This window comes from Paenibacillus sp. FSL H8-0548 (assembly GCF_038630985.1).
Classification (GTDB): Bacteria; Bacillota; Bacilli; order Paenibacillales; family Paenibacillaceae; genus Pristimantibacillus.
In genome coordinates this window covers 4,726,025-4,744,203 of sequence record NZ_CP152049.1, presented here as the reverse complement: position 1 = coordinate 4,744,203, position 18,179 = coordinate 4,726,025, and the positions used below count along the sequence as shown (strand labels likewise).

At 43.1% G+C, this 18,179-nt stretch carries 14 protein-coding genes; 6 read left to right on the top strand and 8 right to left on the bottom strand.

What is annotated here, in order from left to right; translation table 11 throughout:
* Positions 1-124: 124 nt before the first annotated feature.
* Positions 125-2,224, top strand: a complete 2,100-nt coding sequence (locus tag MHI37_RS20735) for a hemoblobin-interacting domain-containing protein (protein ID WP_076338343.1) — start codon at positions 125-127, stop codon at positions 2,222-2,224.
* 56 nt (positions 2,225-2,280) lie between these two features.
* Positions 2,281-4,017: an S-layer homology domain-containing protein gene (locus MHI37_RS20730; protein WP_076338344.1), complete on the top strand. Its 1,737-nt coding sequence runs from the start codon at positions 2,281-2,283 to the stop codon at positions 4,015-4,017.
* Between the two features lie 83 nt (positions 4,018-4,100).
* Here the strand turns inward: MHI37_RS20730 and MHI37_RS20725 are convergent, their stop codons facing one another.
* Entirely contained in the window at positions 4,101-5,375 is a 1,275-nt protein-coding gene (locus MHI37_RS20725; RefSeq protein WP_076338345.1) for a HAMP domain-containing sensor histidine kinase, read from the bottom strand.
* Entirely contained in the window at positions 5,375-6,052 is a 678-nt protein-coding gene (locus MHI37_RS20720; protein WP_076338356.1) for a response regulator transcription factor, read from the bottom strand. The genes MHI37_RS20725 and MHI37_RS20720 overlap by 1 nt, the downstream gene beginning before the upstream one ends.
* 231 nt (positions 6,053-6,283) lie before the next feature.
* On the opposite strand from MHI37_RS20720, the gene MHI37_RS20715 reads away from it, so the two are divergent.
* Genes MHI37_RS20715 through MHI37_RS20705 form a run of 3 tightly spaced genes read left to right on the top strand, consistent with a single transcriptional unit; the run spans position 6,284 to position 9,675 of the window.
* On the top strand, positions 6,284-7,027 hold the full coding sequence (locus MHI37_RS20715) for a polyphosphate polymerase domain-containing protein (RefSeq protein ID WP_076338346.1): 744 nt from the start codon (positions 6,284-6,286) through the stop codon (positions 7,025-7,027).
* Positions 7,020-7,703: a DUF4956 domain-containing protein gene (locus tag MHI37_RS20710; protein ID WP_076338347.1), complete on the top strand. Its 684-nt coding sequence runs from the start codon at positions 7,020-7,022 to the stop codon at positions 7,701-7,703. Before MHI37_RS20715 ends, MHI37_RS20710 begins: the two co-directional genes overlap by 8 nt.
* Before the next feature lie 22 nt (positions 7,704-7,725).
* The gene (locus MHI37_RS20705) at positions 7,726-9,675 is read left to right on the top strand and encodes a carbohydrate-binding domain-containing protein (RefSeq protein ID WP_083676418.1); all 1,950 of its coding nucleotides are present in this window, start codon (positions 7,726-7,728) and stop codon (positions 9,673-9,675) included.
* A 559-nt stretch (positions 9,676-10,234) separates the two neighbouring features.
* On the opposite strand, the gene MHI37_RS20700 is transcribed toward MHI37_RS20705, so the two are convergent.
* From MHI37_RS20700 to MHI37_RS20675, 6 genes are all read right to left on the bottom strand, one after another.
* Positions 10,235-11,790 (bottom strand): IS3 family transposase gene (locus MHI37_RS20700; protein WP_342556506.1). Its coding sequence is split into 2 segments (ribosomal slippage): positions 10,235-11,160 and positions 11,160-11,790, totalling 1,557 coding nucleotides; the frame shifts between segments, so codons are not numbered across the junction.
* Positions 11,791-11,924: 134 nt separating this feature from the next.
* Positions 11,925-12,761 carry a MurR/RpiR family transcriptional regulator gene (locus MHI37_RS20695; protein ID WP_076338152.1) on the bottom strand — a complete coding sequence of 279 codons (837 nt, stop codon included), beginning with the start codon at positions 12,759-12,761 and terminating at the stop codon, positions 11,925-11,927.
* A gap of 91 nt (positions 12,762-12,852) precedes the next feature.
* Complete coding sequence (locus MHI37_RS20690) at positions 12,853-13,614, bottom strand: PHP-associated domain-containing protein (RefSeq protein WP_076338151.1); 762 nt, start codon at positions 13,612-13,614, stop codon at positions 12,853-12,855.
* Positions 13,615-13,632: 18 nt separating this feature from the next.
* The gene (locus MHI37_RS20685) at positions 13,633-14,472 is read right to left on the bottom strand and encodes an energy-coupling factor transporter transmembrane component T (RefSeq protein ID WP_076338150.1); all 840 of its coding nucleotides are present in this window, start codon (positions 14,470-14,472) and stop codon (positions 13,633-13,635) included.
* Positions 14,459-16,240, bottom strand: a complete 1,782-nt coding sequence (locus tag MHI37_RS20680; protein WP_179090256.1) for an ABC transporter ATP-binding protein — start codon at positions 16,238-16,240, stop codon at positions 14,459-14,461. The genes MHI37_RS20685 and MHI37_RS20680 overlap by 14 nt, the downstream gene beginning before the upstream one ends.
* Positions 16,240-17,115 (bottom strand): cell division protein FtsQ, encoded by an 876-nt coding sequence (locus tag MHI37_RS20675; protein WP_076338149.1) that lies wholly within the window; start codon positions 17,113-17,115, stop codon positions 16,240-16,242. The genes MHI37_RS20680 and MHI37_RS20675 overlap by 1 nt, the downstream gene beginning before the upstream one ends.
* A 178-nt stretch (positions 17,116-17,293) precedes the next feature.
* Here MHI37_RS20675 and MHI37_RS20670 point away from each other — a divergent pair, with 178 nt between their 5' ends.
* Entirely contained in the window at positions 17,294-18,052 is a 759-nt protein-coding gene (locus MHI37_RS20670) for a PHP-associated domain-containing protein (protein ID WP_076338148.1), read from the top strand.
* Positions 18,053-18,179 lie beyond the last annotated feature (127 nt).

Here is an 18,179-nt window from a genome sequence, read left to right as displayed (position 1 = left end):
ATGGGGGATGTTTTTGTTTTTGAAATAGGATTATAGTAGTGAATGTCATGAAAAAAGTCGAATGATAGGTTTAATTGGTATAAATTCGACAAATAAAACGATTAAGAGGAGTGAAAGAAGTACTATGCATGCAACAAGTATAAAGGTACTACTGCAGAAAAAGGTTTTCATTAGTTTATTATTGGGTTTGATGGTTTTTACCTCGTTTTCGTTTTCCACATCTGTATCAGCCATGCAAGAGGATATTACGCCTCCTGCCTATGTTGGATCAAGCTCTTATAGTGGAAATAACGTGAGATTGAATTTTGATGAAGCTATCACGATTAATTCAGGTGATGTAGATGCTAATACTTATTTGAGAAGTCAAATGAGTATTGCGACAGATGGCATTAATTTTATACCTTTATATGGTCGGGGTGCTATACAACTAAGTTATTCGAAACAAATATATCTCACTTACTATGATGAATTGAAAGTCATATCAGGAACGAAAACACTTATAAAAATCGCAAGCGGTACATTAAAGGATGCTGCTGGGAACCTCAATGAGGAAATGATTTTAGATGTAACGCCCCCAGTATTACAGAGTACTGAAATAAGCAATGACAATCACGATGTGACGATTACCTTCCACGAGGAGGTCATTGAGATTACAGGTAATGAATTAAAGGATTACATTTATTTACTGAAAAATAATGATCAAGTAAATTGGGCTGAGGGAGATACGGTTTCCATTGAGTCAGGAAAGCTTATCCTCCATTTTGAAAAGGCTCTCACAGGAGCGAATAATCGAGTCATTATCGATGGATGGGCCTTTACGGACAGTTACGGGAATATCGAAGGAAACTCAGTTTCAACTCCGTTTATTCTAATTAACTCAGGAGACGAAGAACCTATTCCGACTGATAATACTGCTCCTATATTTCTAGACTCTTATCTTTCAAATAACAACCAGGATATCGTAGTTGTTTTTGATGAAGAGGTGCTTAGCAATAAGGATACAGAAGAGAGTTTGAAGGCTCACATAAAATATATTAATCCAGCTACTTACTACTGGGAGAACATTCCTGTAGATTCAACAGTTACCTTCTCGGGGAAAAAAATCATTATTCATTTTAATTCACCACTGTTCACTGGAAATAATCAACAAACTAGGGTTAGTTTTGAAGGGAATACCATTAAAGATTCATCAGGCAATGTTATTCAATCGGATGTTTATGTAGACTATATGTATCGGATTGAACAACTTGATTTTGAATCTGGATACTTTTCTCATAGCGGTCAGTGGTTGAATCTGGATTTCAACAAAAAAATTGCAGATAATACTCTTGTTGATGGGATTTCTAATTTGAAAGAGAAGATTATGATTTCACTTAATAGAGGAATAACTTACTCCGCGCTAGGTGAACAGGATGTTGTGTACATTTCTGGAAAGCGATTAGTCGTTCAATTTCATGATCCGGTGAAGAGCGGTACTGTTAAGGTGAAAATTGAAGCTGACGCATTAAGTGATTTATATAAAACTATTACAAATAAAGTATTCGAACGAGAGTTTGCTTACAATACACCTGATATTACAGGATATTTCTTAAGCAATACGGCAAGTGAGTTTTTGTTCAAAGATAATGAGGACTGGAGAAGTAAAGTAAATGAAGTTCTCGTTTGGAATGAGGTAAGCGGTCAGAGACCATTGAATAATACTGAATACACACTAACTGCAGGTAAGCTTACGATTAATTCAGGTGTTTTTCAAAAAAATAAATACAATGAAATCTTTATTAATGCAGAAGGCTATAGCAGTAAGTATATAGAAGGAATAGCTAAAGCATCCTCTGAACTATTTTATATGACTACGCCGGTATTAACGAAAGAAAACGGAATTAATGCATCTATAAGCGTATTGAAACCATACACAAATTATAATGATGAATATTATAATAATTTGACAGGCAACCAAACGGTTCTATTTCAATTAATGAATGGAACAACACCTGTGAGTATAGTAACGGCTAATTTAAAAATAGGTACAGGAACGTATTCCGCTCATTTCAATGTTTCGGACGCGGCTACAAATGCTAATTATACGGTTAAGGCATTTATTATTAATAAATTCAATATGGATTTTACAAATGTAGGAATTAATATGGCGACACAAGTGACTCAAGCAGAATTCGATTTGAAACAAATTGAGTCGGATTATAGAAAAGATCAGGATGATAGATAATAGTTGAGAATCGTAGGAAAGCTTAAAATGTACAACTGAAAGTGAGGAATGTCAAAGTGAAATTTCGCAAGTTAAGTATGATGTTAATATTCGCGATTTGTTTGTCGCTGGTGCCGATAAGTGCATTTGCTGCTAATCCGGCTGTTATATTGAATCAGGTGGCTTCCATCAAGCAGGGCGGTTCTGTAACCATTTCGGGCACATCTACTTTAGATGAAGTAATTATTCAAGTGCTGCGTCCTGGTAATACCAGTACGGTTTATTATGACATTACGAAGGTAGTTGGCGGTGAATTCTCAAGCTCATTTTCTTTACTGAGCTCAGAGGCTGCAGGAACCTATAAGATTATTGCCGGTCAAGGCACTATTGTGGATACGAAGGATCTGGTTGTTACGCAATCCGATGTTATCGTACCGCCAGCTCCACCTATTGATTCTGTTATTACTCCACCTATTGATTCTGTTATTACTGCACCAAATGAAACGGCAGTGGAAGCAAACAATCTAGTAACTCCACCGCAAACGAATGCGAATATTGTGAATGTGGATGCAAGCAAGAATACAGTAACGCAGGGGGCAGCAGCGAATGGTCACGTGACAAATAATGTTACGCCAGATGCGAACGCACTTGCCGAAGCATTAGCGAAAGCAGCAGGTCAAGATAACCAAGGTGCTGCTCCCATCATAGCTCTTTCCTTCAGTAATAAGGCCGGAGAAGGCGTAACGTTTAATCTACCTGCCTCAGTTCTAGCCGATGCAGCGAAACTAGCGCCTAACACAATCATCTCACTTCAAACGAATGATGGCCAGTATTCCTTGCCCATTAGTCTAATCAATTTTGCTGTACTTGCAGAGAGCTTAGCAACAGGCGAGGCCAACATCAGCATCCAAATCAATATCTCGACCGTAGATATAGACCTGAACGCTAAGATCCAAGAAAGTGCGAAAGGAATTAACACCTCCCAAGCAGGCAGTGCGATTGTATATTTGATTTCTGCTGCAGGGAATGGGAAGTCGGTCGAGATTAATAACTTTGGGACAACCTATGTTGAAAGATCGATCATCCGAACGCTTCAATCAGGTGCCGACACATCGACTGTCGTCCTTTATGACCCGACTACAGGAGCATTCTCATTCGTACCTGCTGTATTCAATAAACAAGCAGACGGGACTTACAAAATTACATTCAAACGAAACGGGAATAGTATTTATACCGTACTAAACTCAGTCAAAACGTTTACGGATGTAAGTACGCATTGGGCTAAAGAAGAGATTGAGCTGTTAGCTTCCAAGCAAATCGTCACGGGAGCTACTAGTGATACATTTGTACCCAATAGTAATATTACTCGCGCCGAATTCGCAGCTTTGTTAGTTCGTTCTTTAGGCTTAAATGTGGATGCGGCTTCCGCATCCTTCACAGATGTCAAATCAACCGACTGGTATGCAGGAGCGGTTGGAGCAGCTGTGAAAGCGGATCTGGTTACAGGCTATCAGGACAACAGTTTTAAGCCGAATGCTACAATTACGCGTGAGCAGATGGCGGTTATGGTTGCCAGAGCGATTAGTGCAGCAGGCAAAACAACGAATTCTGCTGCAGCTAGCGGCGTTTTGGCTAAGTTTTCCGATCTTGCATTGATCAGCAGCTGGGCACAGGACGCTGTAGCAGAGGCCGTTGAGGGCGGCATTATTAACGGGAAAACGGATACGACCTTTGCTCCTTCAGAGAATGCAACCAGAGCACAAGCAGCGGTTATGCTGAAACGATTGCTGCAGTATACGAGCTTTATCAATTAAACAATAATGGATAATAAAAAAGCTGGAGGCATCTAATGCTTCCAGCTTTTTTTCTGTGTTTCAGGACGGGTAAGCCTCCTTTTTTAAGAAAGGTGAACATAGAAGGTGGTAGATTCCCCGACCACGCTTTTGGCGTAAATTCTCCCTTTATGCTGCTCTATAATGGACTTTGCGATGGCTAGGCCCAGGCCATAGCCGCCTTGCTTGCGTGTTCTGGAAGCATCCGTTCGGTAGAAACGGTCAAATATTCTTGTTAGATGCTCTGGATTAATGCCTTCGCCGGTATTTGAAACGGATAACACCGTATCATTATGCTGCTTTTTTAGTGAAATAGTTACGGAGCCCTTAGCATTCGTATATTTCACTGCATTGTCCAAGAGGATCATGACCACTTGTTTGATTTGTTCACTGCTGCCCTGTACAGTCAAATCAGGTTCAATGTCATAGTCAAGTGAAACATGCTTTTCAAACATAATGGCTTCCATCGTTAAAATGATATTTTCGACAGCTTCGCTAACATTAAATTTTGTAAAAACCATGCTTTCTCTGGAATCATCCATTTGGGTTAAGTACAGCAAGTCATTGGTCAGCCGTGTCATTCTTTCCGTTTCTGACTTAATATAGTGAAGCCACTTCGACTGATTGTGAATGGTGTCCTCGCTATTGGATAAGAGAACATCCGCATTGGTGTTAATTATAGTCAGCGGAGTTTTCAGTTCATGGGAGGCATCAGCAATAAATTGTTTCTGTTTATCAAAAGCTTCCTTCACCGGTGTAATCGACCGATTGGCGAAGAAGCGGCTCGCGAAGAACAGAATAATAAGCATCACCACCCCCACTACAGCGAACGTATAGATTAAATTGGACAAAATGTTTTGCTGGGCCGTAATATCCAAAAATACAAGCATAAATCCTTCATATGTTGGCTGCGTATTAAAGATCCAGTGACTCCCATCCATTGTGAATTGCCCAATATTCTTATTCATCGAGACGGCTTTCTGCAGCGCAAGCTCATATAAATCTTCATCCATACCGAATTGAGAGGTGGTAGTTGTAAGATTCCACTCTTTATCCGTTTGCACCATGAATGAAACAGAACGCTTCTGAGGTCCATTCCCATCGTCCATAGGTTTATTTTCTCCCGGTGCTGAAGGGGAGACTGGCTCAATAGAGCCTTTTCGCCCGGAATTACCTTGTGATTTCTGATAGGAATCCGAGATTCTGTGAAGATCCATGTTAATATCATTTTGCACATTTCGATAGGTAATGACATAAATAGAGGCGAAAGCCACTAGCATCATAATGGAGATGGTAACCAGATTAACAACAAGAAACCGGTTTCTGAGCCTTGTGAACATTAGGTTGTCACCTCTAATACGTATCCAACGCTTCTGATCGTGCTAATGCGGACAGTCGAGCCGAGGAAGGTTAGTTTTTTTCTTAGAAAAGAAATGTATACCTCGACATTATTATGTTCAGCCTCCGAATCAAAGCCCCATAGCTTCTCAATTATCTGTTCTTTGGAGGTTACTGCCTGTTTCCTCAATATAAGGAGCTCCAATAATTCACTTTCCTTTAAGTTCAGCTTGATCTCTTTTCCATTGACCGTGAGTCTAGGGTTCGCTGTGTTCAATTCAATATCCCCGAACTTTATAGCATCCTCCGGTATGACCTCGCCTTTACGTCTTAAAGCTGCTCTTATTCTTGCCAATAGTTCTTCCGATGAAAAGGGTTTGGCTATATAATCATCGGCACCATGGTCGAGCCCTGTCACCATATCTGTAATTTCTCCCTTCGCGGTAAGCAAAATAACAGGAGTAGATACGCCTTTTTGGCGAAGGGTCTTGAGCACAGCGATTCCATCCATTTCTGGCATCATAATATCGAGCAGCAGTAAATCATAAATCCCGCTTAGAGCATAATCTAGACCCGATCTGCCATCATGGACAGCGTCTACAGAATAATGATGCTTCTTTAATATTTGGGTTAAGGCCTCCGCAAGATGAAGCTCGTCTTCTACAATTAATATTCTCATAGGTTTGACATCCTCTGCATAAATTATGTGCTTGTTTTCTTCCTTCATTATAGCAACATTACCTTTAATCAACCTTAACTAATGAAATGATTGCGCGCAGATTAAGAATAGTTAAGGGATTGTAAAAAAAGATAGGGAATGTAATTGTATTTAAGATTCGTTAAAGGTTTGGGGGCTAAGATACATTCATAAGTACACGACACATTGATAACAGAAAGGATCTGAACCCATATGGCTATTGAAGTGTTCAATCGGTATGAGAACAAATACTTACTAGACAGCGAGGCCTACTACAAATTTTATAATCGATTACTTGAATATATGGAATTGGACGATTACAACAAGCAGCATGAGTTCTATTCCATAACTAATTTGTATTATGATACCCCGCATAATGCTCTAATTCGGAACAGTCTAGCAAAACCAAAGTATAAGGAAAAGCTGCGATTAAGAGCTTACGGTATTCCGAATCAAGATGCAAAAGTATATTTGGAAATAAAGAAGAAAGTGTTCGGTCTAGTCAATAAAAGAAGAACGTCACTCAAATTAAATGAAGCTTATGAATTTGTTCGCACGGGAATGGAGCCGGAATTCAAAGACTACATGAATAAGCAGGTTATCGAAGAAATCAAATACTTTTTAACTCGGTATGATTTACAGCCCAAAGTGTATCTGTCTTATGAACGAAAAGCGATGTTCTGTAAAAATAACCGCGATTTGAGAATCACATTTGACACCAATATAAGAAGCCGCCGCTACGATCTTAAGCTGGAAGACGGTACTTATGGCGAGCCACTGCTCGAACCGGGCCAATGGCTCATGGAAGTTAAGGCCGAGAAGACCATACCAGTCTGGTTGGCGAAAATGCTCTCGGAGCATCAAATGTACCGAACCAGCTTCTCCAAATACGGCAATGAATACAAAAAAATGCTGAAGAACAGCAAAACAGGACAGGAGAGTATCCAATATGCTTGATTCTTTATTTTCGACAGATTTGACAAGTACAACCTTAACCTTTACTAACGCACTGTTAACCATTTTTTTATCGATAGTACTCGGTGGAATCATTAGCTATACCTATATGAAGACTAATCCAAATGGCTATTCACAAAGCTTCACGTTAACGATGGTATTGCTGCCAGTCATTGTGGCGATCATTATTTTGCTCATTGGCAGCAATATAGCCAGAGCCTTCAGCCTTGCCGGAGCGTTCTCCATTATTCGGTTCAGAAGCGCGCCAGGCGACCCGAAAGATATTACCTTTGTCTTGTTCACCATGGCAGCCGGACTCGCCTGCGGAGTCGGTTCATTCGGCTACGCCGCATTGTTTACGATTATTCTGTGTGTGCTTATGTTTATCCTTAACCGTACTAACTTTGGCGTAAGAAAAACATTGCAGAAAACACTGAAAGTAACTATTCCGGAAAGCTTGGGATATGAGGATGCTTTCGCTGAAGTCTTTGCCAAATTTAAAGTCGGATATGAGCTTAAAAAGATTAGAACGACCGAACTTGGCAGTTTATATGAGCTGGTCTACACGGTCACGCTTGATGAATCCGCAAATCAGAAGGAATTTCTTGATGCAATTCGCTGCCGCAATGGCAATCTGGATCTTTCGTTAACGATGAGTCCAACCGTAGCTGACTATTAAAATAAGGAGGGAACGATGAGATATGAAAAATTTATTAACAGGCTTTAAGATAGGTATGGCGCTGCTGGTTGCTGCTGCCATGACGGCTTGCAGCACGAATACCGGAACAAAAGCAGATGAGGTAACTACATCAACGATAACGACGGTACAGAGTGAAACAGGAACTACTTCTACTGTACAGCTAGCCAGCATTAAGCTGTCCGATCTAGTAAAGTTTGACGAAGATGACTCTGCTACAGCTTGGAGCGTGGACAATTCAACAGCGATTGAACTGAACGGAACGAACGCGACGGTTAGCGGTTCCGGCGCTGAAGCAACAAATGGGACGGTGTCGATTACAGCAGCAGGAACCTATGTCCTTAGCGGGACGCTCAGCGATGGGCAGATAGTGGTCGATGAACAGGCTGAAGGGACCGTCCAATTGGTGCTGAACGGCGTGAATATTCATGACAATGACAGTGCAGCGATTTACATTAAAGAAGCGGGAAAAGTGATCATTACTTTGCAAGAAGGAACGGAAAACTTCGTATCAGATGGAGACAAGTATATTTTCGCTGATGCTTCTACCGATGAACCGAGTGCAGCGATCTTTAGCAAAGCTGATCTGACGATCAATGGAACCGGCAAGTTATCGGTTACTGGTAACTATAATGATGGAATAACAAGTAAAGATGACTTGAAAGTGATGAGCGGTACTTTTGAGATTCAAGCAGCTGATGACGGATTGATCGGAAAAGATTTGGTTGCTGTTCAAGACGGGAAGTTCACCATTGTAGCTGGAGGTGACGGAATTAAATCGACCAACGACACTGATGAAGGTAAAGGATTTATCGCCATTGCGGAAGGCGAGTTTGACATCCAAGCTGGAAGTGACGGCATTCAGTCCGAGAACGCACTGGTGGTTGATGGAGGGATTTACACAATAGTTACAGGCGGAGGCAGTGAGAATGGTGAAGTGAAAATGGGTGAGATGGGACAAAATCCGCGAGGCAACAGTGCTTCCGAAACCAGCAATTCAGCCGATGATACCGAAACAACAAGCGCTAAAGGACTGAAGGCCGGAGGGAATATTAACATTAATAACGGAACGTTCACGATCGATGCTGCAGATGATGCCATTCACAGTAACAGCAATGTTGGTGTAGCAAATGGAGAGTTCAATATCATGTCTGGTGACGATGGCATTCATGCAGATTCCTTAGTATCAATAGACGGTGGAACGATCAATATTACGAAGAGCTATGAAGGAATTGAAGGAGCCAATATCACGATTACAGACGGAGAAGTGCATGTTGTTTCTTCTGATGACGGAGTAAATGTTGCGGGAGGCAATGACGAAGCTACTGCAGCTGGCCGTCAGGATCAGTTTAGCGAGTCTGCGACCAACCTGCTTACCATTAGTGGAGGAACACTAACCATTGATGCGTCAGGTGACGGATTGGATTCAAATGGATCAATTGTGATGACGGGCGGTACCGTCATTGTGAATGGCCCAACGACTAGCGGCAATGGACCATTGGATTATGACGGAAGCTTTGAGCAGAGCGGCGGAATATTAGTGGCCGCTGGTAGCTCCGGAATGGCTCAAGCTCCATCTGATAATTCGAGCCAATTCTCGGTCAGCATGACTTTTCCTCAGACACAGCAGGCTGGCACGATCGTTCATTTGGCAGACAGCGAAGGCAATACGATTATGACCGCTGCTCCATCCAAGAATTATCAATCCGTGGTGATTAGCTCGCCGGATCTGAAAGAGGGTAGCTCTTACACGCTTTACTCAGGAGGAACATCGACAGGTGCTGGAGTGAACGGGCTTTACACGGATGGAGAATATACGGGAGGAACAAAGGTAACGGAGTTTGAGATTTCAAGCAGCGTAACTTGGTTGAACGAATCGGGGGTAACGACCGGCAATGCTAATCAAGGCCCAGGTGGAGGGGGAACTAGACCCCAAGGCGGAGGCAGAAGGTAAAAAGGTATTGAAATAAGCTGATGTACTATACAAAGAGATCACTCCTAACTTTGGAGTGGTCTTTTTTTCTTTGATGTATTTTGAAAAAATAATCGAGGCGGATCACAAGAATCTATCACAAAACAACCATTCAAGCTCTTAATGAAAGCACCACGCACGAAGAAAGTGCCTTTTATTTATATCGAGTTTTAAAGACAATATCCTTTATCGATTAAATAATGGCTGCGGATACTATGATAGCTTGACTGAGAGAAATTTAATAGAAAAAGATGAAGTGGGTATCCAAAAAGGTCATTGCTCAAGACTGGATAGCCACTTATGAGGTGGAATTATCGGCGAGAGATGGTCACATCGTGCGGATAAGCACACATATGGTCTTATGAGGTGGAATTATCGGCGAAAGATGGTCATATCGTGCGGATAAGCACACATAGGTGCTTAATGCCACGTAGCAGCAGGCATTCTTGCGCGATAAGCAGGTAACAAAGGAAAATGGCGCTGCAGGAATCGACTTTGAACTGCGCCCCGTCAAGTAGACAGTACAAAAAATAAAAGTTAGTTAAGCGGCCTTTGTCCTGAATTCCATGGGACTGAGGCCGTTTAGTTTTGCCTGAAACCGTTCATTATTGTAAAAGTGAATGTAGTCATCGATATCCTTCTTTAGTTCCTCATATGTGTGATAGGTATGCAAATAATACTTTTCACATTTCAGGGTCCCCCAGAAAGATTCCATCGGACCGTTATCAATGCAACGGCCCACTCGGGACATACTCTGCGTCATTTCAGCCTTGTCCAGCATTTCTTTAAACCGCAGTGACGTGTACTGGTAACCACGGTCGCTATGAATCATAGGTTTGCTATGAGGTGCTGCCTGCAAAGCCAACTCCAACGTTTGAAAGACGAGAGGATTATTATTCGAGTGACCGAGTACATAGGAAACAATCGATTTATCATGAAGATCGAGGATGGCGCTTAAATAAGCCTTCTGGCTATGGCCAAACTTAAACTCCGTGACATCCGTAACCCACTTTTCATTCGGCGCTTCCGCTTGAAAGTTGCGGTTAAGCACGTTTTCAGCTACTTGCTGCGGCGTAGAACGATTATACTTCTTTTTCTTTCTGCGGATGACAGACTGGATCCCCTTAATTCTCATCAGTCTTTGCACTCGCTTATGATTAATCGGATGTGGCCATTCTCGACGCATATGCAACGTTAATTGTCGGTAACCAAAGGTACCCTCAACCTTCTCGTACAAAGACATCATTATCTCCGTCAGCTCTCTGTTCTCCACCTCACGTGTACTAGGTGTTCGATTAAGCCACTTGTAATAGCTCGACCTCGGAATCCCAGCAACGCTGCATAAGAGCTGTATGGTTATTGACTCCGTTTGCTGGATGGCTTGAATGGCAAGGTAGATGTTCTCTTGTCGGTGTTGGCTTAAGGTCGCCCCCTTTCGAACTCCTGTAACTTTTTTAAGAAAGCATTCTCAGCCCGGAGTCGCTCGATTTCGTACCCCAGCTTCTTCATCGCGAGCTTTTGCTCATCAACTTCGGTTAACTCTTCAGGCGTCTTGGTACGCCCTCTACCATCTTGCAAAGCATCCTGGCCGCCCTCTGTATACTTTCTCATCCATCCGTACACTTGCTGGTAAGATACCTGGAAATACTTTGCTGTCTTCGTGTAGTCTTGTCCATTCGCAAGGCAGTACAGTACAATGTCGATCCTCTCCTGCCATGTTGTCTTGCGTCCCGTGGTCATAGCTGTTGTTCCCCCTGTATAGGTTTTTAAGCTGCTATGACCATTATACTTATTAATCCAATGAAAGAGAGCTGCTCGACTAGCGATCCTGTACTTATCTATGACTTGGTTCTGCGACAACCCCCCGTTTAGATAATCCATAACCGCTTGATGCTTAATTTCTTTGGAATAACTACGATTGTGTGTGCGGATCTCTAATCCCTCGTAACCGTATAACCGATAACGACGTTGCCAATTTGCAAGCGTAGACATGGCACAGCCATACTTCTTAGTAGCTGCCCTTACTCCAATGTGACCAGCTTCGATCTCTTGAAGGATAGCCAATTTTTCCGAGGCGTTCAGTTTATTTCTAGGCATAAAAAAATGCTCCCCTACAGTAAACAGGCTTTAATTATTTCACCTGTCTACCGTATGGGGAGCATATCACTTCTGCACCGCCATCTTCTTTAAATTCCACTTCTCTCCACTAACAGCGAGCTTATCACTTTTCATTATTTCGGCAGCAAAGCGGCATATTGCTTGCGCATGGCGTGAAGCTGCTTAAGCTTGTCCATCGCAGCCTCGCCACGCTGCCCGGCTAGAGATACGGATAGACTTTCCACTATGGCCATGGGAGCGACAAGGGAATGGAATGCGTCTCTGTCACCCCGGTCTACTTGAATAACAATATCGCTTTCGTTGATCATGTCCGAGAGCAGAAGATCAGTAATTAGTATGGTCGTATATCCGGATTCGGAGGCTTGTTCCAAGATAACAGTAGCCTCAGGTGATTTGCGAACAAAGCCGAAGAAAAGAACAACATCCTGCGGGCCAGCGTGGACGAGACTCTCTAGTAATTCATGTCCGCTCTGAGGCATAATCCTAATTTCTATTCCAATTCGATTCAGTCGGAACCGCAGCAAATCAGTTAAACAGGAGGTAGAGCCTGGCCCGTGAACGAATATTTTATTCGCCGTGTTTAGTGTATCGACTGCTCTATCGAACGCTTGAAGGGAAATTCGTTTTGCAGTTTCCTCCAAATTGACCGCAGCGGAGGAAATCATCTGAACGACGACCTCACGCTCGGTTTTTTCCAATACATGCTGCATTTTACGAGCAGGGGTCGAATGCTGTGTTTCCTGTAAATATTTTTTGAATGATTTTAAATTGTCATAACCGATCGATTTCCAAAATCGTGATACGGTGGCGATACTAACGCCTGCCTTGATCGCGATATCCTCTTCGGTATAGAAGGGAATGCGTTCAGGTGACTTTACGATAAAATCAGCAATTTTTTGTTGGCTTTTGGACATTTGATTGAATGGAATTTCGAATTTGAGCTGGTTCATGGGTATCCTCCCACCGTGTATGCAATCAACGAGGATGATCGCGAAAGTAATACTCCTATTGTATCTTTTTTAGCACCTATTTCCAATCTGGTTATTTCACAATGACATTTCCACTCTGCTTCAAAATTTTCTTTACCCACGTAGCTGCTTTAACCTTCGTCTCCAAGCAAGGAGATACTTTAATATGATAACGCCCTTCTTTGATGCATGCAGCTAATTCAGCGACAGTATTATAATCATGATCAAATTGGTTCATGATGCTTCCGAACTGAAGCGGGTGATGCGTATCGCTGCCTGCTACAACTGGTATGCCGATGGCATGAGCCAAGTCTGCGACAGCGTTTTTCATATCTGGACCGTAAGTATACATATCTTTGGCGTTGAGATCGAAAGCATCGAGCCGCCTTAAAAGCGAATCATCATGTTGGGTGAGGGGATTACTCTCGCGATGAGGATGTGCGCCGATTCTAAGCAAAGACAATTCATCACACCAATCGAGCAGCTGTTCAAAGGGTACAAATGCATCCGCCTTGGTGTGGGGCTCCAGCCTTGAACGAAGCTCCAATACAGAAGCTCTCATACCGATCACTAGAATATGGCCTCCGAACTTGACATCAACCTCCATTCCCGGGAACAACTTGAATCCCTCTACGTCGTAATAGTCCTCTTTGTAAGTGTAATGACGGTCTAATTGTTCATAGATGTCATAAAATCGGTGGGTATTAAAATGTTCAGTCATGGCAATGGCGTTCAGGCCGTTAAGTCTAGCCTCTTGGATGGACTCTTGGAAATATTCAATCGTAAACTCTGTTTTTTTGGACAGTTTAATATGGGAGTGAAGATCTATTTTCATTAAATATGTCTCCTGTCGTTATAATTTGAATTGGCTGCCGATCCAGAACAATAAGGCTACATAGATAGCGGAAATCGCTAAAAATGCATAATCACGAGGCATAATCTTTAAATAGGCTAGCTTTATCCGTTTAACCTTCGGGTCATTGATAGCATAAGTAAATCCTTTTACTTCTAACGCCTCGACGGTTGTCCGTGTGCGTTTTGCCGTATTTAGAATAAGCGGGTAAAAGGCCAATATCGATATTTTCCCCATATAGACAATCGTTCGCCATCCTAACAGCCCTTTGCTGAGGGGAGCACGTCCTCGGAGCCTGTAAGAGTAAAGAAGATTGTTGTACTCTTCGATAAGAATGGGCAGCATGCGATAGCCGTAAGCTACGCCGAAGCTAAACTGTGCCGGCATCCCGAGGCTAAGCAGCGCATCGCTTAGCTTCTCGGGATCCATGCTGGAGAATACCGCAATGCTCGCAAGCGCGATGACAAGAAGCTTTAATGTAAGAGTAGAAAGCGCCCATGCGGCAGCGAGTCCACCGCCGAAGGCGAGTGAGACGATCAGCATATAAGCGGTGTCTGAGACAAGGCCAAGAGCCAGCACGATAAGCACGAGAACACTTGGCTTCGAGGTGTAGGTAAGGATCGTAATGGCAAGGAGCATGCCGATAAGCACGGTCTTGTTATGAATGAACCAAGGAGCGATTGCAAAGAAGGAATACCATCCAATGAGCATTCGCGGATCAAACTTCGAGAGAAACGTCATGGAGTGGCCAAAGGCTGTTCTCAGCAGCTCAATCTTGATTCGCTCCACGCTCAGTTTTTCCCAAAGTGTTGGTTTAGGGGCTTGTTCAGCTAATTCCATAAGAAAACTCCTCACTTGGCATATGCTGCTGGATATGACTCACAAATTCATCTACAGATAAACACGGTGGTTCAATGCCCAGACGGCCGCATAATTGTACGATCTGTGGCGCAATTAAAGCTGCTTTCTCAAGTGCGCCTGCATGCTGAAATACCGTTCGGCTGTCTGTGTCGAGGAGAATCTGGCCCTCGTTCATCACGATAACCCGAGTAGCCCAATCAGCGACAAGCTGCATGTCATGCGTAGCTACAACGACAGCCTTGACATGATCGCGAAGCTGATCGAACAGCATCGTCATTTCTCTGCGGCTGGCGATGTCGAGGCTGGCGGTCGGCTCGTCAAGCAGCATAATGGTGGGGCGCATCGCCATGCCAATCGCGAGTGTTGCGCGGCGCTGTTGTCCTCCGCTAAGCAGGCGGCCATCTCGTGCTTGCAAATCCGTCAGCTTGAATCTTTGAAGCACATCATCGACAAAGGTATCGATACCCTGCAGCTTTCTAGCCTTCAGGAAAAAAGCTACGTCCTCACGAATGTTATCTGCGATGAACATTTCCTCAGGATTTTGAAAGAGAAAGGATACTTGGTCAGACAGCTGCTCTGGCGTCGTTTTTTGTGTGTCCGTTCCACAGACGATTACTTTGCCTTCCCATGGGCGGCGAAGCCCTGAGATTAATCGCAATAATGTGGATTTACCAGCCCCGTTATTGCCAATCAGCGCAATGCGATCACCTTCGTTAATACATAAATCAATTCCTCGAAGGATCGGCTTCTTCTTGCGGTCTATTCCTTGATAGCCGCTTGTCACACCTTCGAAGCGGACGAGAGGTTCACGGGGCGATCCATAAATAGGCTGCTCTTGAATGACAGAAAGCCGAGAGATGCGAAGATCAAGTGGTGCAAAATGAGCGACAGCTTCCTCAATGGTCGTCGGATAGACGATTCCTTGCTCTGCTGCTCGTCTGCCAAGCAGAGCATGAACCGCTTGGGTTACTTGCGGTGGCTGAATATTCATCTCCACCAGCTCAGACACCGCTGACAATCCTTCAGAGACGGATTTTACCCAGCGAACCTGTCCGCCAGCTTCCATCAGGACGATTTTGCGGCAATAATCGGCAATGAATTCGGTATGATGCTCAATAACGATGATTGTTTTTCCATATTTTTCATTTAGTAATTTGAGCTTTTCATAAATAACCCGTGCGTGGGCGGGATCAAGCTGAGCAACGGGTTCATCCACTACGATGACATCAGGGTTAAGAGCCAAGGCTGCGGCTAATGCAGTCATATGCTTCTGTCCTCCGCTTAGCTGCCATATCCACTCCTTCTGCAGATGCTCAATTTCAAGCATCTGCAGTGCGAGCATGCCTCGTTCCTTGTAATCCTCGTAACCGAAATTAAGCGGTGCGAAGCAGACCTCATCATATACGGTAGGACGAACCAGTTGATTCTCGAAGTCCTGGAATACGTAGGCGACAAGCTTAGAAAGCTCAGCAACGCTCCGATCGGATGTGAGATTGCCGTCAATTCGAATTGTGCCTTCCAAATCACCTGAATAATAGGTTGGAATTAGCCCGTTAAAGCATTTGCATAATGTAGACTTTCCACTCCCGTTACTGCCTGCGATTGCTATGAAATCACCGCGGTTTATCGTTAAATTCACCTGATTCAGAGAATTGACTTGTGCGCCTGGATAACGGAAGGTTACGTCGCTGAGCTGGATAATCGGCTGATCTTTCGTTAGTTGGTCCTCCGGTGATTGATTCGTCATTAAGCGGCTTCTCCTTTCCGTTTGCTTGCTCTACGATTCACGGCCCATACTATCGTAATGATGAAAATAACTGCCGCTACGCTCATACTGATCCAAATAGCTCCATTTCCCATTTCGGCTATAAATTCGGATTCCCAGTCAATAAAGTTAATGTCTGATTCAGCCAAAAATTCTGCAGCGCCTGCAAACACAAACAATAAAATAGCGATAAGGAGCAATCTTGGCCCTACAAAGTCGGTTAGAGAGGTTGCTGCACGGCCATCACGTGGTTTCATTCCCAGCAGCGGTTCCACTTTGCCATATAGACGGGGAACCAGATATAACGTTGGAAGCAAAGCGAACAATGTTCCGGAAATAACCATCGCATTCAGAAAAGCAACACCTTCAATAACTAGTATGCTTTCAGGAAGGCCGGAAACCGCTTCGAATTCTTCAATTCCAAAATATACTTTGCCGATATCGACTATAGTGCCAAGAAGCTGATCAATCCCTATTGCAACATAAGCTGCAATGGCCAGCTGACGTTTATTAGAAGGGTCCTTAACAAGCATGCCAGCGATAAAGATAGCGAGTGCAAATTCGATGAACTTCTCCAGCTCGCCTAATCCTCCGAATTGACCCAGCAGCAGCTCGCCGAAAATAACCTCACCTACACAAGCGCCTAGAGCGGCATAAAGCGGATTAAATAGAATGGCGAATAGAAGTGGGATGAAAATAAAATATTCGACCTTTAGCTCAATGGGACCGAACTTAAATTCCGGTATGAGCTCCGTAATCATGTTGGAAATTCCGTACAGTGACATAGACAATATGAAAATCATAAGCTTTTGCTGCGAGGTTAGCTCCCAGCGTTTGGACGTTAATCCCTTGTTCATTTTCGTTCCTCCTCATATTCTTCGTCTTCTTTAACAGAATAGAATGAATTTGTTATCAGATCGTTAACGCAATGTACATTTTGTGTTAATTTTTTTCAAAATGTTTTACATGAAAATAAATTATCAATATAATAAGCTTATCAATCATACGCGTTTGGAGTAAAGGAGCCGTTATATTATGAAAATTGATTTACACACACATGCAAAGTGGTCCAAAAATATTGAGTTTTCCTATGATTATTATCGAGGGATGATGGATGGAGCGAGTAAGTATTTAGATGCTGTAGCGTTGACAGAGCATTTTAACACATGTAATTTTCAAGATATCTATAATACTTTAGATCAGCATTGCCCATATAAAGGAGACTATTATATGGTTGAAGGGGTGAAGGTATTTCCTGGAATTGAGGTGGATGTGCGTGAAAAGGGCCATATTCTTCTAATTGGTGCGAGGGAGAGCATTATTGCGCTGCGTTCAAGGCTGGAAAACCATACGCTGGAAGGTGAATATGTAGAATTGGAGCATTTATTAGACCTGAGTGAGGAATATGATTGTCTTCGTATTGGAGCACATCCGTTTCGCGAGGCAAACCCGCTATATCAAGTAAAGCCGGAGCTTCTTGCAAGATTAGATGCCTTCGATTTGAACGGTAGAGATTTGCACCATTACGGACAGGAGATGGAGGAGAGAGTGAAAGGTCTGGCAGAGCTCATCGCCTTGCCAGTCATTGCAGGCAGTGACACCCACCAGCCGCTTCAGTTCGGAAGTGTGTATAATCGGTTTGAGCAGAGCTGCGATACGATTGAGCAGCTGCGAGATGTCATTCGAAGAGGGGCATACGATTATCAGATTTCACAGCATTTTCATCAGAAGGTACAATTAGCAGAAGTAGAGCAGGCTCGATACAAAAGAAATAGGATAGTCAATCCATACTGAGGTTGTAATAATTGCAGCAAAGGATAGATGAAAAAGAGATTATTCTAAAGGGCAGTTAAATGAGCTGCCTATAGAATAATCTCTTATTTAAAATATAGGAAAGTATATCATTTCGCCATACCTTGAT